22 protein-coding genes are annotated in these 15567 nt (G+C 52.8%); 17 read left to right on the top strand and 5 right to left on the bottom strand.

The window, feature by feature from the left end; translation table 11 throughout:
• Genes QMG44_RS07750 through QMG44_RS07740 form a run of 3 tightly spaced genes read right to left on the bottom strand, consistent with a single transcriptional unit; the run spans position 1 to position 1471 of the window.
• A complete protein-coding gene (locus QMG44_RS07750; RefSeq protein ID WP_232937439.1) occupies positions 1-708 on the bottom strand; it encodes a DnaT-like ssDNA-binding domain-containing protein in 708 nt (235 codons plus the stop codon).
• 23 nt (positions 709-731) lie between these two features.
• Positions 732-1214 carry a toxin YdaT family protein gene (locus QMG44_RS07745; RefSeq protein WP_232937438.1) on the bottom strand — a complete coding sequence of 161 codons (483 nt, stop codon included), beginning with the start codon at positions 1212-1214 and terminating at the stop codon, positions 732-734.
• A complete protein-coding gene (locus QMG44_RS07740; protein ID WP_095442326.1) occupies positions 1211-1471 on the bottom strand; it encodes a YdaS family helix-turn-helix protein in 261 nt (86 codons plus the stop codon). Before QMG44_RS07740 ends, QMG44_RS07745 begins: the two co-directional genes overlap by 4 nt.
• Before the next feature lie 95 nt (positions 1472-1566).
• Here QMG44_RS07740 and QMG44_RS07735 point away from each other — a divergent pair, with 95 nt between their 5' ends.
• Complete coding sequence (locus QMG44_RS07735; protein WP_281853051.1) at positions 1567-1965, top strand: hypothetical protein; 399 nt, start codon at positions 1567-1569, stop codon at positions 1963-1965.
• 292 nt (positions 1966-2257) lie between these two features.
• On the opposite strand, the gene QMG44_RS07730 is transcribed toward QMG44_RS07735, so the two are convergent.
• Positions 2258-2512, bottom strand: a complete 255-nt coding sequence (locus tag QMG44_RS07730; RefSeq protein WP_281853050.1) for a hypothetical protein — start codon at positions 2510-2512, stop codon at positions 2258-2260.
• A 368-nt stretch (positions 2513-2880) separates the two neighbouring features.
• On the opposite strand from QMG44_RS07730, the gene QMG44_RS07725 reads away from it, so the two are divergent.
• From QMG44_RS07725 to QMG44_RS07690, 8 genes are all read left to right on the top strand, one after another.
• Entirely contained in the window at positions 2881-3039 is a 159-nt protein-coding gene (locus QMG44_RS07725; protein WP_262769543.1) for a hypothetical protein, read from the top strand.
• Positions 3040-3065: 26 nt separating this feature from the next.
• On the top strand, positions 3066-3512 hold the full coding sequence (locus QMG44_RS07720) for a hypothetical protein (RefSeq protein ID WP_281853049.1): 447 nt from the start codon (positions 3066-3068) through the stop codon (positions 3510-3512).
• Between the two features lie 67 nt (positions 3513-3579).
• Positions 3580-4113, top strand: coding sequence for a hypothetical protein (locus tag QMG44_RS07715; RefSeq protein ID WP_281853048.1), 534 nt, complete (start codon positions 3580-3582; stop codon positions 4111-4113).
• 2 nt (positions 4114-4115) lie between these two features.
• Complete coding sequence (locus tag QMG44_RS07710; protein WP_281853047.1) at positions 4116-4352, top strand: hypothetical protein; 237 nt, start codon at positions 4116-4118, stop codon at positions 4350-4352.
• Positions 4353-4365: 13 nt separating this feature from the next.
• Positions 4366-4947: a hypothetical protein gene (locus QMG44_RS07705; protein WP_281853046.1), complete on the top strand. Its 582-nt coding sequence runs from the start codon at positions 4366-4368 to the stop codon at positions 4945-4947.
• Positions 4904-5812, top strand: coding sequence for a hypothetical protein (locus QMG44_RS07700; protein WP_281853045.1), 909 nt, complete (start codon positions 4904-4906; stop codon positions 5810-5812). Before QMG44_RS07705 ends, QMG44_RS07700 begins: the two co-directional genes overlap by 44 nt.
• The gene (locus QMG44_RS07695; protein ID WP_281853044.1) at positions 5809-6426 is read left to right on the top strand and encodes a methyltransferase domain-containing protein; all 618 of its coding nucleotides are present in this window, start codon (positions 5809-5811) and stop codon (positions 6424-6426) included. Before QMG44_RS07700 ends, QMG44_RS07695 begins: the two co-directional genes overlap by 4 nt.
• Positions 6427-6450: 24 nt before the next feature.
• Positions 6451-6864, top strand: coding sequence for a hypothetical protein (locus QMG44_RS07690; RefSeq protein ID WP_281853043.1), 414 nt, complete (start codon positions 6451-6453; stop codon positions 6862-6864).
• A gap of 24 nt (positions 6865-6888) precedes the next feature.
• Here QMG44_RS07690 and QMG44_RS07685 read toward each other — a convergent pair whose 3' ends face one another.
• Positions 6889-7254, bottom strand: coding sequence for a hypothetical protein (locus tag QMG44_RS07685; RefSeq protein ID WP_281853042.1), 366 nt, complete (start codon positions 7252-7254; stop codon positions 6889-6891).
• Between the two features lie 77 nt (positions 7255-7331).
• On the opposite strand from QMG44_RS07685, the gene QMG44_RS07680 reads away from it, so the two are divergent.
• Genes QMG44_RS07680 through QMG44_RS07645 form a run of 8 tightly spaced genes read left to right on the top strand, consistent with a single transcriptional unit; the run spans position 7332 to position 15530 of the window.
• The gene (locus QMG44_RS07680; RefSeq protein ID WP_281853041.1) at positions 7332-8609 is read left to right on the top strand and encodes a hypothetical protein; all 1278 of its coding nucleotides are present in this window, start codon (positions 7332-7334) and stop codon (positions 8607-8609) included.
• Positions 8599-9303 (top strand): ParB N-terminal domain-containing protein, encoded by a 705-nt coding sequence (locus QMG44_RS07675; RefSeq protein ID WP_281853040.1) that lies wholly within the window; start codon positions 8599-8601, stop codon positions 9301-9303. The genes QMG44_RS07680 and QMG44_RS07675 overlap by 11 nt, the downstream gene beginning before the upstream one ends.
• A complete protein-coding gene (locus tag QMG44_RS07670) occupies positions 9266-9532 on the top strand; it encodes a hypothetical protein (protein WP_232937414.1) in 267 nt (88 codons plus the stop codon). Before QMG44_RS07675 ends, QMG44_RS07670 begins: the two co-directional genes overlap by 38 nt.
• Positions 9533-9535: 3 nt before the next feature.
• Positions 9536-10675, top strand: coding sequence for a terminase small subunit (locus QMG44_RS07665; RefSeq protein WP_281853039.1), 1140 nt, complete (start codon positions 9536-9538; stop codon positions 10673-10675).
• Positions 10675-11997: a terminase gene (locus QMG44_RS07660; RefSeq protein WP_281853038.1), complete on the top strand. Its 1323-nt coding sequence runs from the start codon at positions 10675-10677 to the stop codon at positions 11995-11997. The genes QMG44_RS07665 and QMG44_RS07660 overlap by 1 nt, the downstream gene beginning before the upstream one ends.
• A gap of 12 nt (positions 11998-12009) precedes the next feature.
• A complete protein-coding gene (locus tag QMG44_RS07655; protein ID WP_281853037.1) occupies positions 12010-13437 on the top strand; it encodes an anti-CBASS protein Acb1 family protein in 1428 nt (475 codons plus the stop codon).
• Positions 13397-14227, top strand: coding sequence for a hypothetical protein (locus QMG44_RS07650; RefSeq protein WP_281853036.1), 831 nt, complete (start codon positions 13397-13399; stop codon positions 14225-14227). The genes QMG44_RS07655 and QMG44_RS07650 overlap by 41 nt, the downstream gene beginning before the upstream one ends.
• Positions 14208-15530, top strand: a complete 1323-nt coding sequence (locus QMG44_RS07645) for an NUDIX hydrolase (RefSeq protein WP_309299401.1) — start codon at positions 14208-14210, stop codon at positions 15528-15530. The genes QMG44_RS07650 and QMG44_RS07645 overlap by 20 nt, the downstream gene beginning before the upstream one ends.
• Positions 15531-15567: the final 37 nt, after the last annotated feature.

The raw sequence follows: 15567 nt of genomic DNA, 5'->3' as shown, positions 1-15567 counted from the left end.
TCATGTCTCATTCAGTTTTTTTATCGCCTGGTGTTCAAGGCTTTTTGCAAATGTCATTTCCCACTGCAGGTGGTACTTCATGACATCTTCAGGCAGCCAGTAACTGCAGAATTGGCAAAGTTGAGCGCTGGTGAATGGATTAGTCATGTGAAGATTTATTCCCCATTCAAGTGCTCTCTCTGCAAGATCGGGTGAAGGCTGCCAACCCTCGAACATCCTAAATCTCGTGGTCTTCGATGAATCCGAGTTATCCACAAGCTGATCACGCGCGTTATGCTCTCTCTCTTCCTTTCCCTGATCCTTTCCCTTCCTTTCCTTTCCAGGTGGTATCGATTCGGTATGAGTACCGTATTTGTACGGTACTAAGTCTAAGCTTTTGATTTTACTTGGCTTTGGTTTGTTCACGACTTGGTGTTTAGTGAAGTTCTTGATCCTTCCAAATAGTTTTCCATTGGAGACTGAATTTTGTTCAGTAAACAGCTCCACATACCCACAGTTGGACAACTCCTGTAGTAGTACCGGAATGCTACTGGACGTTTCACGTATCGGGAAAACGGCCGCTTTGATGAGTAGTGGATTGGCGTTAAAAAAGCCTTCATCATCTGAATAATTCATCAGCCCGATTGCCAGCAGGCACGCCGATTCAGTGATCAACGAAAGCTCCTCGTTGAGCCAGAACTCAGGCTTAATCGTTCGAATACGGGCCATAGTAAAACCTCAAATAACGGTGGTCAGTGGTCATGTCTCTGCTGCTTGGCGCGATAGGCCAGGCGAATATCAGTAAGGGCTTTATCTAGTTCGTCACACTCGCGTTCGAAGTCGGGTAGCGAGGCGTTCAGTAGCGCCGCATTCACGACATCAGCATGCTCCTTAAGAAGCCGGGAGGTCAGGAACTCGATGCTGTTACCTGCGGTAACCATCGCGCGGATTTCTGGATCCATGGCATGGAGAATAGCGGGGGAAAGCGCTTCAAATTTCTCCCGTTGAATTGCTGTTTGGCATTTGCGCCAGCGATGGAAGATGTTTTGGTTGTTATTGCGCCAGGCATCATGATCTACAGTGCCGTCTAAGAACTCGATTTGATGCAATTCGGAAGGGTTTGATAACCCAAGCTCAAAGTAGGCCTTGGTAATTCTCTGCGTAGCCGTAAACTGTGTAATTCCACGTGACCACTCATGAAGAGCCGAACATAACAGAGGGAGGTTGATTTTCATTGTTCAACCTCTCGCCGCGTCGATGCTGTATGCTCCAACTCCTCCGGTCGCCAATACTTATGCCAATCGTTGGGCAACAGATCCTTTCGCGTTACCTGACCATCGGTTGCTTCTTCGATAGCCAAGGCGCGTGATATAGGTACCTTGGCCGCTCCGGACGCCATTTGAGAAAGAAAGGACGCACTGATGCCAAGATCAATGGCAAGTTTGCTTAGATCACCTCTACTGAGTGAATCGGTGTACTGCTTTAGTTTCATATACATCTCCTTTATCTGTAGGTAAATATTTTAATTAGCTACAGCGAAAAAGTAAACGGTTTACATCTTTATTTGTTACTAATTAAAATCGACCTATGGAACTAGTTGAAATCAGACGTGCCCGCCTTAAAGAATGGTTTGGAGATAAAAAACTGCCTCCCAAAGATGCCAGTTTTATCTCGCAAGTCATTGGCGGTAAATTTATCGGCGAGAAGGCTGCCCGCAGGCTTGAAAGAGACCATGGATTACCTGACCTCTTTCTGGATACCCCTTTTGAGGAGTCGGGCTCGGAACCTGTAGAACCGAAGCATACTCAGAGCGACAAAGCGCTTCCTGAGAAACTCCTTCGCTTACAGAAATGCCTCGAAGTTTTGCCAAATGAAGATGCCGATACTCTTCTTGACGAGTTTATTGAACGGGCCGAGGAACGAAAAAAATACTTCGAACGGCTTCTGCAGGAATATATTCAAAAAAACCAGCTAAAAAACATTTAGCTGGTTGAGCTGTGAATAAAATTGGTCTAATCTTCTCCACAAGCTCGACAAGTTGTACCCAAATCAAACCCGCTTCGGCGGGTTTTCTCGTTTCTGGAGACCGTGATGAAAGTTCAGGTGATCAATAACGACGGCACAAAAGTCTGGGAATTCGATGCTCAGAAGCGTAACGATTTCAGTGGCGAATGGTGGAATGATCCGGCAAATCATAAGTTAATGGCAGGAATCGTAGGGGCGCTCTATCAGGCATATAGCCAGGCGGATACTCGTCCGCCCGGCTGGGTTTGGCCTTCTAGTAGTTCTGAAGTAGATCCTCGCGGGACCAGCAAAGGCTTTCTGGTAACCGCTGATTCAATTGCTCGCGCAGGAGTTCAACACGCTCGATTTGTTCAGGGTAGTCCAAAGTAGACCTGTCGTCATAAGTTGAACGGTCGATCATTTCGTGAACTGAAGCCAGAACTGATTTCTTTGCTTCGTCATCTAAAAAATCGAAAAGCGCAGTGATTAGTATTCGATCCAGTGTTCTTTCAATTTCTGTATTTTCCATAAAATTACCTCTCAGTTGATAGGGTTACATTTGCAGCGTCACGATATCAACTGAAGGAATCTGCCGCCAGACAGAATCTGGCAACCCATTCTCAGGCTGCGCACCCGCGAGGCCTTTTTTTATTTCCGGTAAGGGATCACATGAAGAAGAAAAACAGGCGCCTGTTGATTAACGGGCTGCTGGTGGCGGCTATTGCATCAATGGCCGCCTGTTCTGCCGTGTCGTTCACCCACGTAAATGGCTCGAAAGGCCAGGGGTTACTAACGCAGAAGTGCAGCCAAACAATACGGTAGTCGTGACGTATCCGAACGGATCAGCGTGCATCGATACCAATCCCGGCGAAAGCCAGGTATGCAAAGGAAACTGATATGCGAACGCTGATGCTGTGTCTGGCGTTGTCGTGTTTGCTCACCGGCTGCGTGTCACAGCGATACCTCGGCGTGCAAATCAGTTCAACGGACCAGATGAGTTTTACCCGTGTGCTGGTGAACGGCAACGCGGTGGTGTTGTGCCAGGTCACAGAGTGAAAATGAAATTGATTCAGGAGATAAGAATGAAAGTAGTCAAATACTGGAAGGTCGAGTTATTTCGGGATAACGACCGTCGGTCGGGAATTACTGGGATGATTAGTCCCACGTCACCATTCTTCACAGGATATTCCCGCGAGAAACCCGCCCTTAATCTGCAGTCAGATGTGCAGCCTGGCGAGTACATTGAGCTTTACGCCGCCCCTGATGCTCTCGAATCACGTTTGTTCCGTCGTCATTCGTTCGATTACATACACCTGACGCCGATATTCGAGTCTGGGGAAAAGTGCTGTGACGATGACGAGCATGTAAAAGTCGATCATGACAGCCCTCTTGTTCCTCCGGCCTTCGAAGACATCGTTTTCCCTTTAATGAGATGGCTTGCTGAAAATCGTACCCCCGACCATATGGTTGTTGTTAGTGATTCCAGAGCTTCACTACTGGAAGGTAAGGAATGGTTAACGAAGGAATAGCACCCCTTTTAACATTACAGAGGTCATCTGTCAGGTGGCCTCGATAATGTTAAAAGGGGGCTACTGCATGTCCATAGAAAAACCAGCCCGTACTCTGGGCGAACAATCCGGCGGCGGGGGAACTGTGACGGTCGCCGGGATCACCGACGCAACGGACCTCGGCAAAGATATTCTGCTGACAGTCGATGTTCCGACACTGCTTGCGCTGATTTCGGCACTGGGCTCCAGTGGCGACCAGGTACTGGACGGGAAACTTCAGCTCAATCACCAGCTGGTGCTTAAGTCCGTGCAGCAGACCGATGCCAACGTTATCGCGTTCTATTTTGGCGAGGATGACGGTGTGATTGACGTCGCTATCAAGGCCACCGGTACTGTCGACAATCGCGGCCAGATCGCGATTAGCGTCCGCGATGATACGGGGAGCCTGATTAATGCGATAACGGTCGACGGGAACAGCAAGGCTGTGCTTTTCCATCCTGACTACAAAGTTTATATGGGTGGTAGTTCGGTAGACATCAGCACAATCACGCCCTTCGGCGCTCAGCTGCTGGCCTGTCAGGATGCCGCTGCGGTGAAAACACTTCTCGGAATTACGGGGTAAACATGCCGTCTAAAAGAATTGTGCTTAACCAGACATGGACCCAAATTAGCGCTGACTCAACCAGTAAGCTGGTGGAGTGCGTCTCGGGAACAGGCGTGGCTGTTGAAGCTGATGCTGCACCACCGGAAACGCAGACGTGGGGCCATCCATTACGTGGTGGTGATCCCATTCGGGTTACTGAATCTGTCTATGCGCGCGCGTCCGAAAACTCGCCTCAGTGCGTCCTCATCATTACCTGACGTTCCGGTACCAATGAAAAAAACATTTATTTGTGTCGCCAGTGGCCCGTCGCTGGTGGCGTCTGACTGTGCGCTGGTATCTGCCTCCGGTTTGCCGATTATCGCGGTTAACTCAAGCTGGAGGGCAGTACCTGAGTGCCAGCACATCTACGCCGCCGACTTTGCCTGGTGGGAGCATTATCACCATTCGCTGGGATCGTCGGCCGAACTCTGGACGCAAAGCCGCCGGGCCAACACACGGTTCGGTGTGAAGCTGTTCCGACCATCGGAGAGTGGGTCATTCAACTCCGGGCAGCGTGCCATTCAGCTGGCCGCCCATCTGGGTGCGGAACGTGTGATCCTGCTGGGGTACGACTGCACACTGGCGAACGGAACGCACTGGCATGGCAGCCATCCCGCAACCCTGCACAATCCCGTACCGCGCGAAACAGGGCGCTGGCACACCGACTTTTCTTCTCTCGCTGGCGCGTTGCCGGGCGTGGAGATTATCAACGCGTCACGCGAAACCGCGCTGACCTGCTTTAAACGTTTACCACTTGAGGCGGCACTTTATGCCTGGAAAACTGTACTTCGACGGGATGCACGGCATCGGTGACAATATTAACCAGCGCTGTTTCATCAAAGCCCTGGCGCAAAAAGACCACGAAATCTGGCTGAAAACACCATTGCCGGAAATTTACTCCGGAATTTCTAACCTCCACTTCGTTCACGCAAACTCTCCGCTGCGCACCCAGAAGAAAAGCGAGCAGTCTTCAACCGCGATGTTCGAACGCGAACCGCCGGGCATACCGCGCACCAGAATTTTTTACGGGAACGGTCACCTGCAGTCGGGCAGCATCTTCGACGCGATGGAACAGCAGTTCGGTACCGCGCCAGCGCGTATGGATTTACCCAGCTATAAGCCTGCAGATATCCGCATTCCGGCAGGTAAGCCGGTGGCAGTGATCCGCCCAACGACAGAACGAACAGAGTGGCACAACGCCAGTCGTGGTCCGCTTAACCAGCATATTGACGATGTATCCCGCCACCTGGCCATATGCGGATTTCACGTCATCAGCGTGGCGGATGTGCAGGAGGGGCAGGAGTGGATCCCCGACGGTGAGCCCTTCGCCCATCAGAAGTTTCATCACGGCCAACTGAGTATCTGGCAAATGCTGGCGCTGGTGGAGCGGGCAGACATCGTTCTGACCGGGCCATGCGTGGTGATGCTTGCCGCGCTGGCGTACCGGAAGCACATGATCAGTCTGGGGGGCGGATGCGGCGGGAGTAATCACCATCTGAAGGTAACTGACCCTCGATGTATGGACCTCTCACGCGCCATGTTCGTGTACCCGGACAACTACTGTCGCTGTCAGCAAATGCACCACGACTGCGACAAACAAATCTCAAATCTTCCCGGCAAGGTTGAAGGCTTTATCGGTCAGATTTATCAGTCAGTACTAAGACGGAATGCAGCATGAAGCGATTTTCACAGGAAATTAATAAAGGCCTGGTCTGGCTGCCGGAGCTGGGTATGGGGCGTTATCCGGTACCGAAGACACGGCCCTACGATGCAGATTACTTTTCACGGTACCAGCAGCTGGCCGACACCGACCTCGGACGTGAACTGACGGCTGCGCGTATCAGGCTGGTAGCCCGGCACTATACCGGCCCGGTCCTCGACGTAGGGATTGGCGCAGGGCAATTTGTCACGGCCCGGCCAGACACCAAAGGATTCGACGTAAACCCTGCAGGTGTGGAATGGTTGAAACAGCGGGGGATGTGGGCGCACCTCTACCGGGATCGTTACACCGCGCTATCGTTCTGGGATAGCCTGGAGCATATCGACCGCCCAGACGTCGCCGTCGCTCGAGCGGAAAAATGGGTATTTGTTTCGGTACCGATCTTCTCCGGTGCTGAGCACGTTATCCGGTCACGGCACTTCCGCCGGGATGAACACATCTGGTACTGGACCCACGACGGGCTGGTAGCCTGGTTCGCAGAGCAGGGCTTCGAGCTGATGGAAAACAACGCCGTTGAGACGCAGCTCGGGCGCGAGGGTATCGGCAGTTATGCATTTGCCAGGGTAGAATAATCTCCTTAACTCAAGGAGGTTTTCATGTGGGCAAACATCTGGGCGGCTGTTTCTGCACTGGCTACAGTCGCGACGTTTGTTGTTGCGCTGCTGGCGATGAATCGATGGAGTAAGCAGGACGAACTGAAAGTTAAACTCGAATTTAAATTGGCAGTATCAGCTTATGCTTATTGTCTCGTATCTCTACCGGGTAAATTGAGTCCAAAGTCGGTAAAAATCGCAAATGAAGATATGAGTGATGAGTTAACAGACTTGCTGGCTAAGGCTACCCATGCTTGGTTTGCAACCGAAGGGCTGTTGGATAGCAATAAGCCTGTATCCGATGCGTGGGAATATATTTGTTATAATCACAAATTCTTTGTTAGTGGAATATGCGATTCGAACGGTATACATGAAAATTGCTCAATAATTATGGGTGAAAAGTTCGTCTTCAAATAAAAGCCGGGTTTCCCCGGCTCTCCTTTAGAACATATCCAGCTGCGGCGAGGCGTGGGGATTGTACTCTTCAACAGCGATCCCCAACTCTTTCCTGAACCAACGGGCAACCAGTTGCCGATGGCAAAACTCTCCCGGCGGCTCCCAGCACAGTAGAACGGGCTCACAGCCTGCCAGCAGGTGCAGTTCGTTCCACGTCTTCACAGGATTCAGCTTCGCCAGTATCTCGTTCTCATAGAGTTCGATATAGCGGGAAACTGAAACCGAGTTAAACCATTCCCCAGGTGCCAGCTTCTTGAACGTGTGATATCCCGCCGGGGTATTGCGCGGCGCGTAGCGGGCAATGCTGATTCGGCCATTGCCACGGTAGAGAGAAAAACAGGACGTTTTCATCGTTACTCCTTCCTATGAAAAACAATAACTTACGTTAATAATTATAGCATAAGTTGCTGATATATAACGGTAAATGTATGTTTATAGGCTCGATTCCGAAGAAATTGATCACCCAGATCCTGGGTAATATCCAGCTGAAACCTCGTATCTTTATAGGCTGCTCCGGGTCGTTCCGTACAGAGCACGCCATTAAAAACCTCATGCCCGACCGGGCAGTATATGGAAATGACGTTTCGCTGCTGTCCTGCGCCGTCGGCAACCTGCTGACCGGGCAGAAACTCGACGTGGAGTTTTCCGGCCGCCTAGAACCTCTCAACCAGCTGCGCGGCGATGCGGTGGCAAACACCTCAGCTATTTGCCTGGCTATCACCCTGGCCCGGTTCAAGGGGAACAACCAATACAGCCAGGCACACTTTGCGCACATCCTGCGTAACCTGGCTGACTACCACCGCATTGAGCGGGAGAAGCTGTTGCGCTATACCGACGGGTTCACGATTGACGGGTTCCACGCCGGAGACTTCCACCACCAGATTGACGCGGCACGGGAACAGGACGGCACCGTGATCATGTTCGCGCCTACGTACAAAGGTGGTTACGAGAATATCTACAAATTCGTGAATACCAGCGTCACCTGGCCCGCGCCTGCATATGGGGTGTGGGATCCTGAAGGGACCGAAGCGCTCATTCAACGGCTCATGGATGAGAAGCAGAATTTTGCCATCGTCTCTGATCGCCGCATGGAAAACATCGAACCTCGGATCATGTTCGCCGGCAGCAATAAGCCGATTTACATGTACGCCAATGATGCCCGGTCATCACTTCGCCGCGAAGAGAAGAAATCGCAGCCATTTCGGTACCGGCTGGTGGACGTCGACGCCATCAACGAGAACAGCAGGGTGGAGATTGCCTTACTCAATGCCCAGCAGCTGAACTTCCTGAAGAACATCTACCTTGCAAAAGGCATCAACCACAAGGCGGGGATGATGAATTTCGCAGTGCTGGTGGACGGCATGCTGGCGGGCGCATTCATTTTCTCGATGGCGCAGTACGGCGACAAGATCCACAACATCTACATGCTCAGTGATTTCTCAACGTCGCGGCACCGGAAGCTGTCGAAGCTTATTCCCATGCTAGCAACGAGCCGGGACGTCATTGCTCACGTAAACCGACAGTACCTCATCGACATTCAGGAGGTGTACACCACCGCGTTCACCACCAAGCCAATATCGATGAAGTATCGGGGGATCTACAAACTGGCGAAGCGCGGGGAAGGATTCCTGAATTATTCGTCTGCAGTTCGTCAGCTGTCGCCGCAGGAAATCTTCAAAGAGTGGTACCGCAAATATGCCAATTGAAACCGCTATCCGGCGCGTCGCGCTGGCCGAACTGACGCTGCTGGAAAAGAACGCTCATTACATGGACCCGGATGAATTCGCCCGGCTGGTGGCGAACATCAAAGCCGACGGCGTGCTGACCAGCCTGCCTGTCGTGTATCGCGGTACCGTGTTGTCCGGTAACCACCGCACCCAGGCAGCCATTAAAGCCGGGCTGGTGGAGTCAGACGTTATCGAGATTGTGAGCGAACTGACCGCCGACGAGCAGCTGGCTATCCAGCTCAGCCACAACTCGATCAAAGGGAAGGATGACAGCAATATCCTCCGGGAGCTGTACGACTCGATCAACAGCCTCGACCTCAAGCTTTACTCTGGCCTGACCGACGATGATTTCAAAATCACCGACGTTGAGGTGCAGACACTCTCATTCGTTCAGCCCGTTTATGAAGACCTGGTGATCGCCTTCCTCCCGGAAGAGAAAACCCTGTTTATCGAGGCGCTGGAAAAAGTAGGGAAAAAGGCAAAAGACCGCCTGATTGTGGCCGGACGCGCCAGCGATTTCGACCTGGTTTTCAAAGCCGTCATTAACGCAAAGAGCAAGCTGAACATCATCAACACTGCCGAAGCCCTGAAGACTATCGCGGAACTCGCGCTTCAGAAGCTGGAGGACATTCCTGATGAGCCAGCGGATCCAGTACGACAAAGCGAAGGCTGAAGCGCTGGCGGCCTGCCGGATGACAGCCCAGCAAATCGCCGACGTTCTGGACATCGACTTTGACGTGATGAAGCAGGACAAGGACCAGCTCGATGAGTTTTACGTTGCCATCCGAAAGGGACGTGCACGCGGTGAAGCTGAACTCAGAACGGCGCTCTTCAAACTCGCCCGGGAAGGTGACGCGTTTGCGCTGCGCGAACTGCTGAAGGTGGAGAAGAACCAGGAATAACTGATGAGTAAACCGGATTGGGGGTCACTACAGCAACAGTACATCGCTGCGCACTCCCGAACCGGAATATCCCCGGCGGACTGGTGCGAAGAGAACGGACTGAAATACGCCACAGCCCGGCGATACATCAAGAAGCCCCCCAAAAACGCGCAAAAAAATCTGCGCAATTCTGCGCAAAAAACTGCGCAAAAAGATGCTGCGCAAACTGCGCAGAAACGGGCAAAAAAATCCGTTGAAAAAAATCCTGAAAAAATTGCTCCGATAACTGAGCCTGAAATTCAGGAAGAAATCTTCGACCCCGATGAATTCGGTATCTCGGAACAGCAGGGCGTCTTCGCTCAACACGTTGCGATGGGCAAAAAGCACATCGATGCATACCGCCTGGCCGGGTACAAATCAGAGGGGAATACAGCCAGCGCCGGGGCGAGCCAGCTATTAAGAAATATTAAGGTTTCTCGTGCCATTCGTTGGCTGCGCGATAAGCGTCAAAAACGTCTCGCTCTCACCGAGGCGGAACTCATTCACCAGCTCTCTTCTATCGCCTCGATGGACCCGAACGAACTCACTCAATACCGCCGCGTTAACTGCCGCTACTGCTGGGGTGAAGACCACGAATACCAGTGGAACGACATGGACGAGTACGAGCGTGCCTGTGACCTGGCGATGAAAGAGGAGAAGTCGCCGCCTTCTTTTGGTGGAGTTGGCTTTGTTGGTTCTGCTGTCCCTAACCCTGATTGCCCACGCTGTTTCGGCGAAGGGATAGGGCAGCAATTTTTTGCTGACTCCACGATGCTCGACGGTCCCGCTCGCTGGGGATATCTCGGTGTTGAAGAGACCATGAACGGTCTGAAGATGAAGATCGCCAGCCCTGAGGCGGCCCGCAAAGAGCTGCTGGCCTACCTAAAAGCCACCAAAGGGAAGTTGCCTGCAGGAGCTGCAGGAGCTGCAGGAGCTGCAGACGGTGAGTATGAAGACGATTACGACCGCGAATGGAAGCGGCTGCGTAACGAGAAGATTCAGGCCGAGATCGAACGCATACGCACCGGGGATAAAGAGAGCAGCCTGATTGTGGTTCACAACGCGTTGCAGGTTCCCGGCGCGGTTCAGCCCACGCAGGAGGATATCGACGAGGGCGATGAATAATGGCGGAGATATTCTGCAAAAAGCTTCACACCGCTCAGTCGCGTGTCTGGACCGAAGGCAGCCAGCACCAGTACAACGTCGTTCGATGCGGCCGCCGCTGGGGTAAGACCGCCATTCTGGGCAACATCGCCATTTCCTACGCTACATCGTCATTCAAGGAAACGGGCGGCGAACGGCTGCAAGGCGGCAGGGTCGGTATCTTCACCGCTGAGTACCGCCAGCAGCAGGAAATTTTCGATTATCTGGAAGAAATCCTGCTGCCGCTGATCAAAAGCAAATCGCGCAGCGACGGTCGAATCATCCTGAAGAACAAGGGCCGCATCGACTTCTGGGTGACGAACAACAACCCGCTGGCCGGGCGTGGTCGTGAATACGACGTGGTGCTGATCGACGAAGCGGCGTTTACCAAATCGCCGGAAATGCTGGAAGAAATCTGGCCGAAGTCGATTAAACCAACCCTGTTAACCCGTCGCGGTCGCGCGTGGGTCTTCTCTACGCCGAACGGCAACGACGATAAGAACTTCTTCTATGCGGTCTGCAACGACAAATCACTGGGCTTTCACGAGCACCACGCGCCGACATCGAGCAACCCGTACGTTCCGCCTGATGAGCTGGAGAAAGAGCGGCAGGCTAATGACCCGCGCGTTTTCCAGCAAGAGTTTCTGGCGGAATTCGTGGACTGGTCCAAAGACGCGCTGCTGGATATCGACAAGTGGCTGGAGGATGGCAAGCCGGTAGCGATGCCGACTACCTGCGACATGATATTCGCAGTGATGGATACGGCCCTCAAAGGCGGTACCGAGAACGATGGCACGGGCATCGTCTACTTTGCCTATGAGCAAACCTACTCCGAGCCGCGGTTGACCATCATCGACTATGACATCACCCAGGTTAAGGCGTCGCTGCTGCCGGAGTACATGCCCGGCGTTTACGACAACCTTGAGCGCCTGGCGAAGTTATGTCGCCCGCGCCTCGGTAGCCAGGGCGTGTTCATGGAAGACGCCGCTATGGGCGCAATCCTCAATCAGAAAGCGGAGACGGAAGGGTGGCAGATGCAGCCCATCAAATCGACGCTGACCGGCAAGGGGAAAGATGAGCGCGGCGTGCTGGCATCCGGTCACCACTACCTGGGCAAGTGCAAAATTACCCGCGAAGCCCACGAAAAAACAGTGAATTTCAAACAGGCCACCGCCAATCACCTCATGAAACAAGTCGCCGGGTTCCACCTGGCCGATCCCAAAGCGCACAAACGCGCAGACGACCTTTTCGATTGCTACACGTATGGCCTGATCATCGCGTTCGGGAACTACGAAGCACTATAGACAGGAAGCCCCATGGCAGAGATTCAGATTGACGCGGCTCTTGGCTCTATGCTGATGAAGATACTTGAGTCTGAAGAAATTCAGCCCGGTAACGACGTCAGCTATGAGGTCTGTAAGCTGCTCTGGCAGTTCCATCCGCTCGGCGGAAAACTCGTTGAAAAACCCATCTCAATGGCGATGTGTAAGCCCCGGCAATACAGCGTTGATACGGACCCGGATGAACGTGTTGTTCGCCGCTTCCAGACTGTCTGGGAGCGGATGGAGTTGAACGAGAAAATCAAAAATTTCTTCTTCATCTCCCGGTGTTACGGAGCCGCTGCTATCGGCGTGGGAACGACGTCCACACCATGCAAGGAGCCGCTGCCGACATTTGGACTTACCGAGGATGAGGTGTACGTGAACGTCTGGGATCCGTTGAATGCGGCAGGCTCGATGGTGACCGACCAGAATCCGAATAGCCGGTATTTCCAGAAGGCCAACGACGTTCTGAAAATCAGCGGAAAAAACTGGCACTCATCCCGCACGCTGAAGGTGTTTAACGGTACGCCAATCTATCTGGAGTACCAGAATTCAGCGTTTGGATTCACCGGGCGTAGCGTGTTCCAGCGCGTACTCTATTCGATGAAATCCTACATCGGAACCATGGTTGCCAATGACCTCGTTAGCCAGAAGGCAGGCGTGCTGGTCGCCAAGGTTCAGCAGAACGGTTCTGTGATGAACGGAATCATGGCTGCAGCTACCGGGAAGAAACGCGAATTCGTCAAAGAAGCCCGTAACAAAGGTGTGATCAGCATCGGGCAGAACGACGATATTGAATCACTGAACCTGCAGAATATCGATAAGGCGCTCACCACCTCCCGTGACAGCATCATTTCTGATATCGCTTCGGGTAGTGACGTCCCTGCAATTCTCATCAAAGAAGAGGCATTTTCAAAGGGCTGGAGTGATGGGGCGGAAGATTCCAAGGCGATCAGCCAGTACATCGATGGTGTGCGCCAGCTTATCGAACCAGTGATGGATTATTTTGAGCGCCTGGTTCAGTACATCGCCTGGAGCGAGGATTTTTACAACTCCCTCAAAAACGACTACCCGGACATCATCACGGAGGACTACCAGACAACGTTTTTCATGTGGCGTCGCGAGTTTACAGCGAAGTGGCAGGAACTTGTCGAAGAGTCACCTGATAAACGCCGCGAAGCCGACAGTAAGGTAGTCCAGCAGGCTAAAGACCTTTACACGGCGTTAACCGCGAATATTGACCCGGAGAATAGGGCAATTGTCGCTGAGTGGGTCTCAAGCATTGTTAACGCCACTCAGACCTACGGCGACGTCCCTCTCATCATCGATACAGAAGCGCTGGCGAATTATGTACCGCCGCCACCACCTCAGGAGCAACCGAATGGCATCAACGAGCCTGGCGGGGAAAAAGAGGAGGAGTAAAAGCCTCTATGAGGTGCTTACCGACGCGGTTAACTACTACGTCAACAATGGTTGGGATTCTGAAAAGTCGTTGCTCGAATGGTCCCGTAAGCTGCGCGTTGCCGCCACCAGAGAATCGCCCAGCCCGGACGTCGCCCGCAAGCACCTCACCGCCATTTACAGCCGCCTCGTTGTCGATGGTGGCGCACTGAAAGACCAGCCGCCTGATGGCCCCACGAAAGTCACCCTCGACAAGCTGAAACCGCAGTTCCGCGAAGAACTCAATAAGAGGATTTTTTCCAGCGCCAACCTTATCCAGTTGAACCGGGATCAGGCCATTGAGCGCACGGTTCAGCGTTTTCAGGGATGGGTGACATCGATACCGCCTGACGGCGTAAGCGAAATCGACAAAAACGCCCAGAAACAGGCACTGCGTAAATCTGTTTCGGATCTCGACTTCATCAGTCGCCGGGTGGCTATCGACCAGGGCCATAAACTCGCCAGCAACGTGAAATACCTGCTTTCCGTGCAAAGCGGGGCGATAGCGTTCGTATGGCATTCGAACTGGCGGCGGCCCGGTTACAACTACCGCGTCGACCACAAAGACAGGGACAGCCTGACGTATCTGGTTCGTGGTTCTTGGGCTATTGAGCAGGGGCTGATCAAACCCGTCCACGGTTTTTACGACGAAATCACTGCGGCTGGCGAAGAGGTTTTTTGCAGCTGCCAGGTATTCCCGATTTATGCGCCTCAAAAACTGCCCATCGAATTTTTAACGGAGAAGGGAAAACGTGAATTTAACAGAGCTTGAATTAGCGCAGCGAATACGGGATGGCACAGCACCGTCGCCGATGAAGTTTTCAAATATGTGGCTGGTGAACCTGCGCATCACCGGCACCGGGCTGGCGTACCGTTCAGGGCTGAAGGAACACGTCTGGAGGGATCCTAAGCACTACCTGAACGACTATTTCCTGCAGCGATGTAATGGCCTTCTGGTTATCGCTAACCACCCGGATGACGCCGTTCTCACTGAAGAGGACTTCACCGAACGCACTGTTGGCTCGGTGATGCTGCCCTACATCAGGGGGGATGAGGTCTGGGCGGTATGCCGTATCTACGTCAGGGACATCGTTGAACAGATTGTCTCGGGCAAGGTCTCTACCAGCCCCTCAGTCGTATTCAACAACGCATCAGGCAATGTGGAAGTACAGGAGGGTGACACCAACTTCTTAATCGAAGGCGTGCCGTTCTTGCTCGATCACATCGCACTGGTAACAGAGGACCACGGCTCTTTGGGAGTGTGGGACAAAGAAAAGATCCCCACAGGGGTCGAGGTTTCCAACAAAACAGGTGACATAGATATGGACGAGAAACAGCTCGAAGCGTTTCAGACGATGCTTGCAAAAGCGGTAGGCGATGCAATGGGCGGGGTTAACCAGGGCATCCAGCAGTTAACCGCTCGCATGGATTCACTGGAGCAGGGTTACAAAGCACGGGCAGACTCCGATGCTGAAGCGAAACGCCAGGCTGATGAAAAGGCCAAAGCGGACGAAGAAGAACAGAAAAAGGCTGATGCCGCTGAAGAGGAGCAGCGTAAGGCGGATGAGGCGGAAGCCCAGAAAAAAGCCGATGAAGAGAAGGCAAAAGCAGACGAGGCTGCCGAAGAAGAGAAGCGTAAAGCCGATGCTGAGGAAAAAGAGCGCAATGACGCCGCGATGAGCGAAGCGCAGGCTAAAGCCGACTCCGCATATAACTCGTTGGGCAAGCGTGCACCGGAGCCGTTCTCTGGTGAAAAAGCGCTGGATTTCCGTAAACGCGCTCTGATCGCAATGCAGAAACATTCACCTCAACATGCGGAAGTCAATATCCGGGCAATCGCTGACTCTGCAACGTTGTCCGTGCTTGAGGATGCGATTTACGGCGCAGCCCGTAAAACCATCACTGAAGAGATGAACAACACCCAGGGGCAATTACACAAACGTGTTCGCAGTGATGAAGCGGGTCGTCGCATTACTGAATTTGCAGGTGATCCAAATGTCTGGCTGGCGGCCTTCAAAACCCCGCCGCGCCGTGTCGCTAAATTCAATACTCAAGGAAGCATGAACAATGTCTGAAATCACTTTCAACCCATTTAAAACTCAAGGTTCACCG

Origin of the sequence: Enterobacter sp. 200527-13, from assembly GCF_027924865.1 — a bacterium.
Taxonomy (GTDB): Bacteria; Pseudomonadota; Gammaproteobacteria; order Enterobacterales; family Enterobacteriaceae; genus Enterobacter; species Enterobacter ludwigii.
This window is presented reverse-complemented; position numbering and strand designations above follow the sequence as displayed.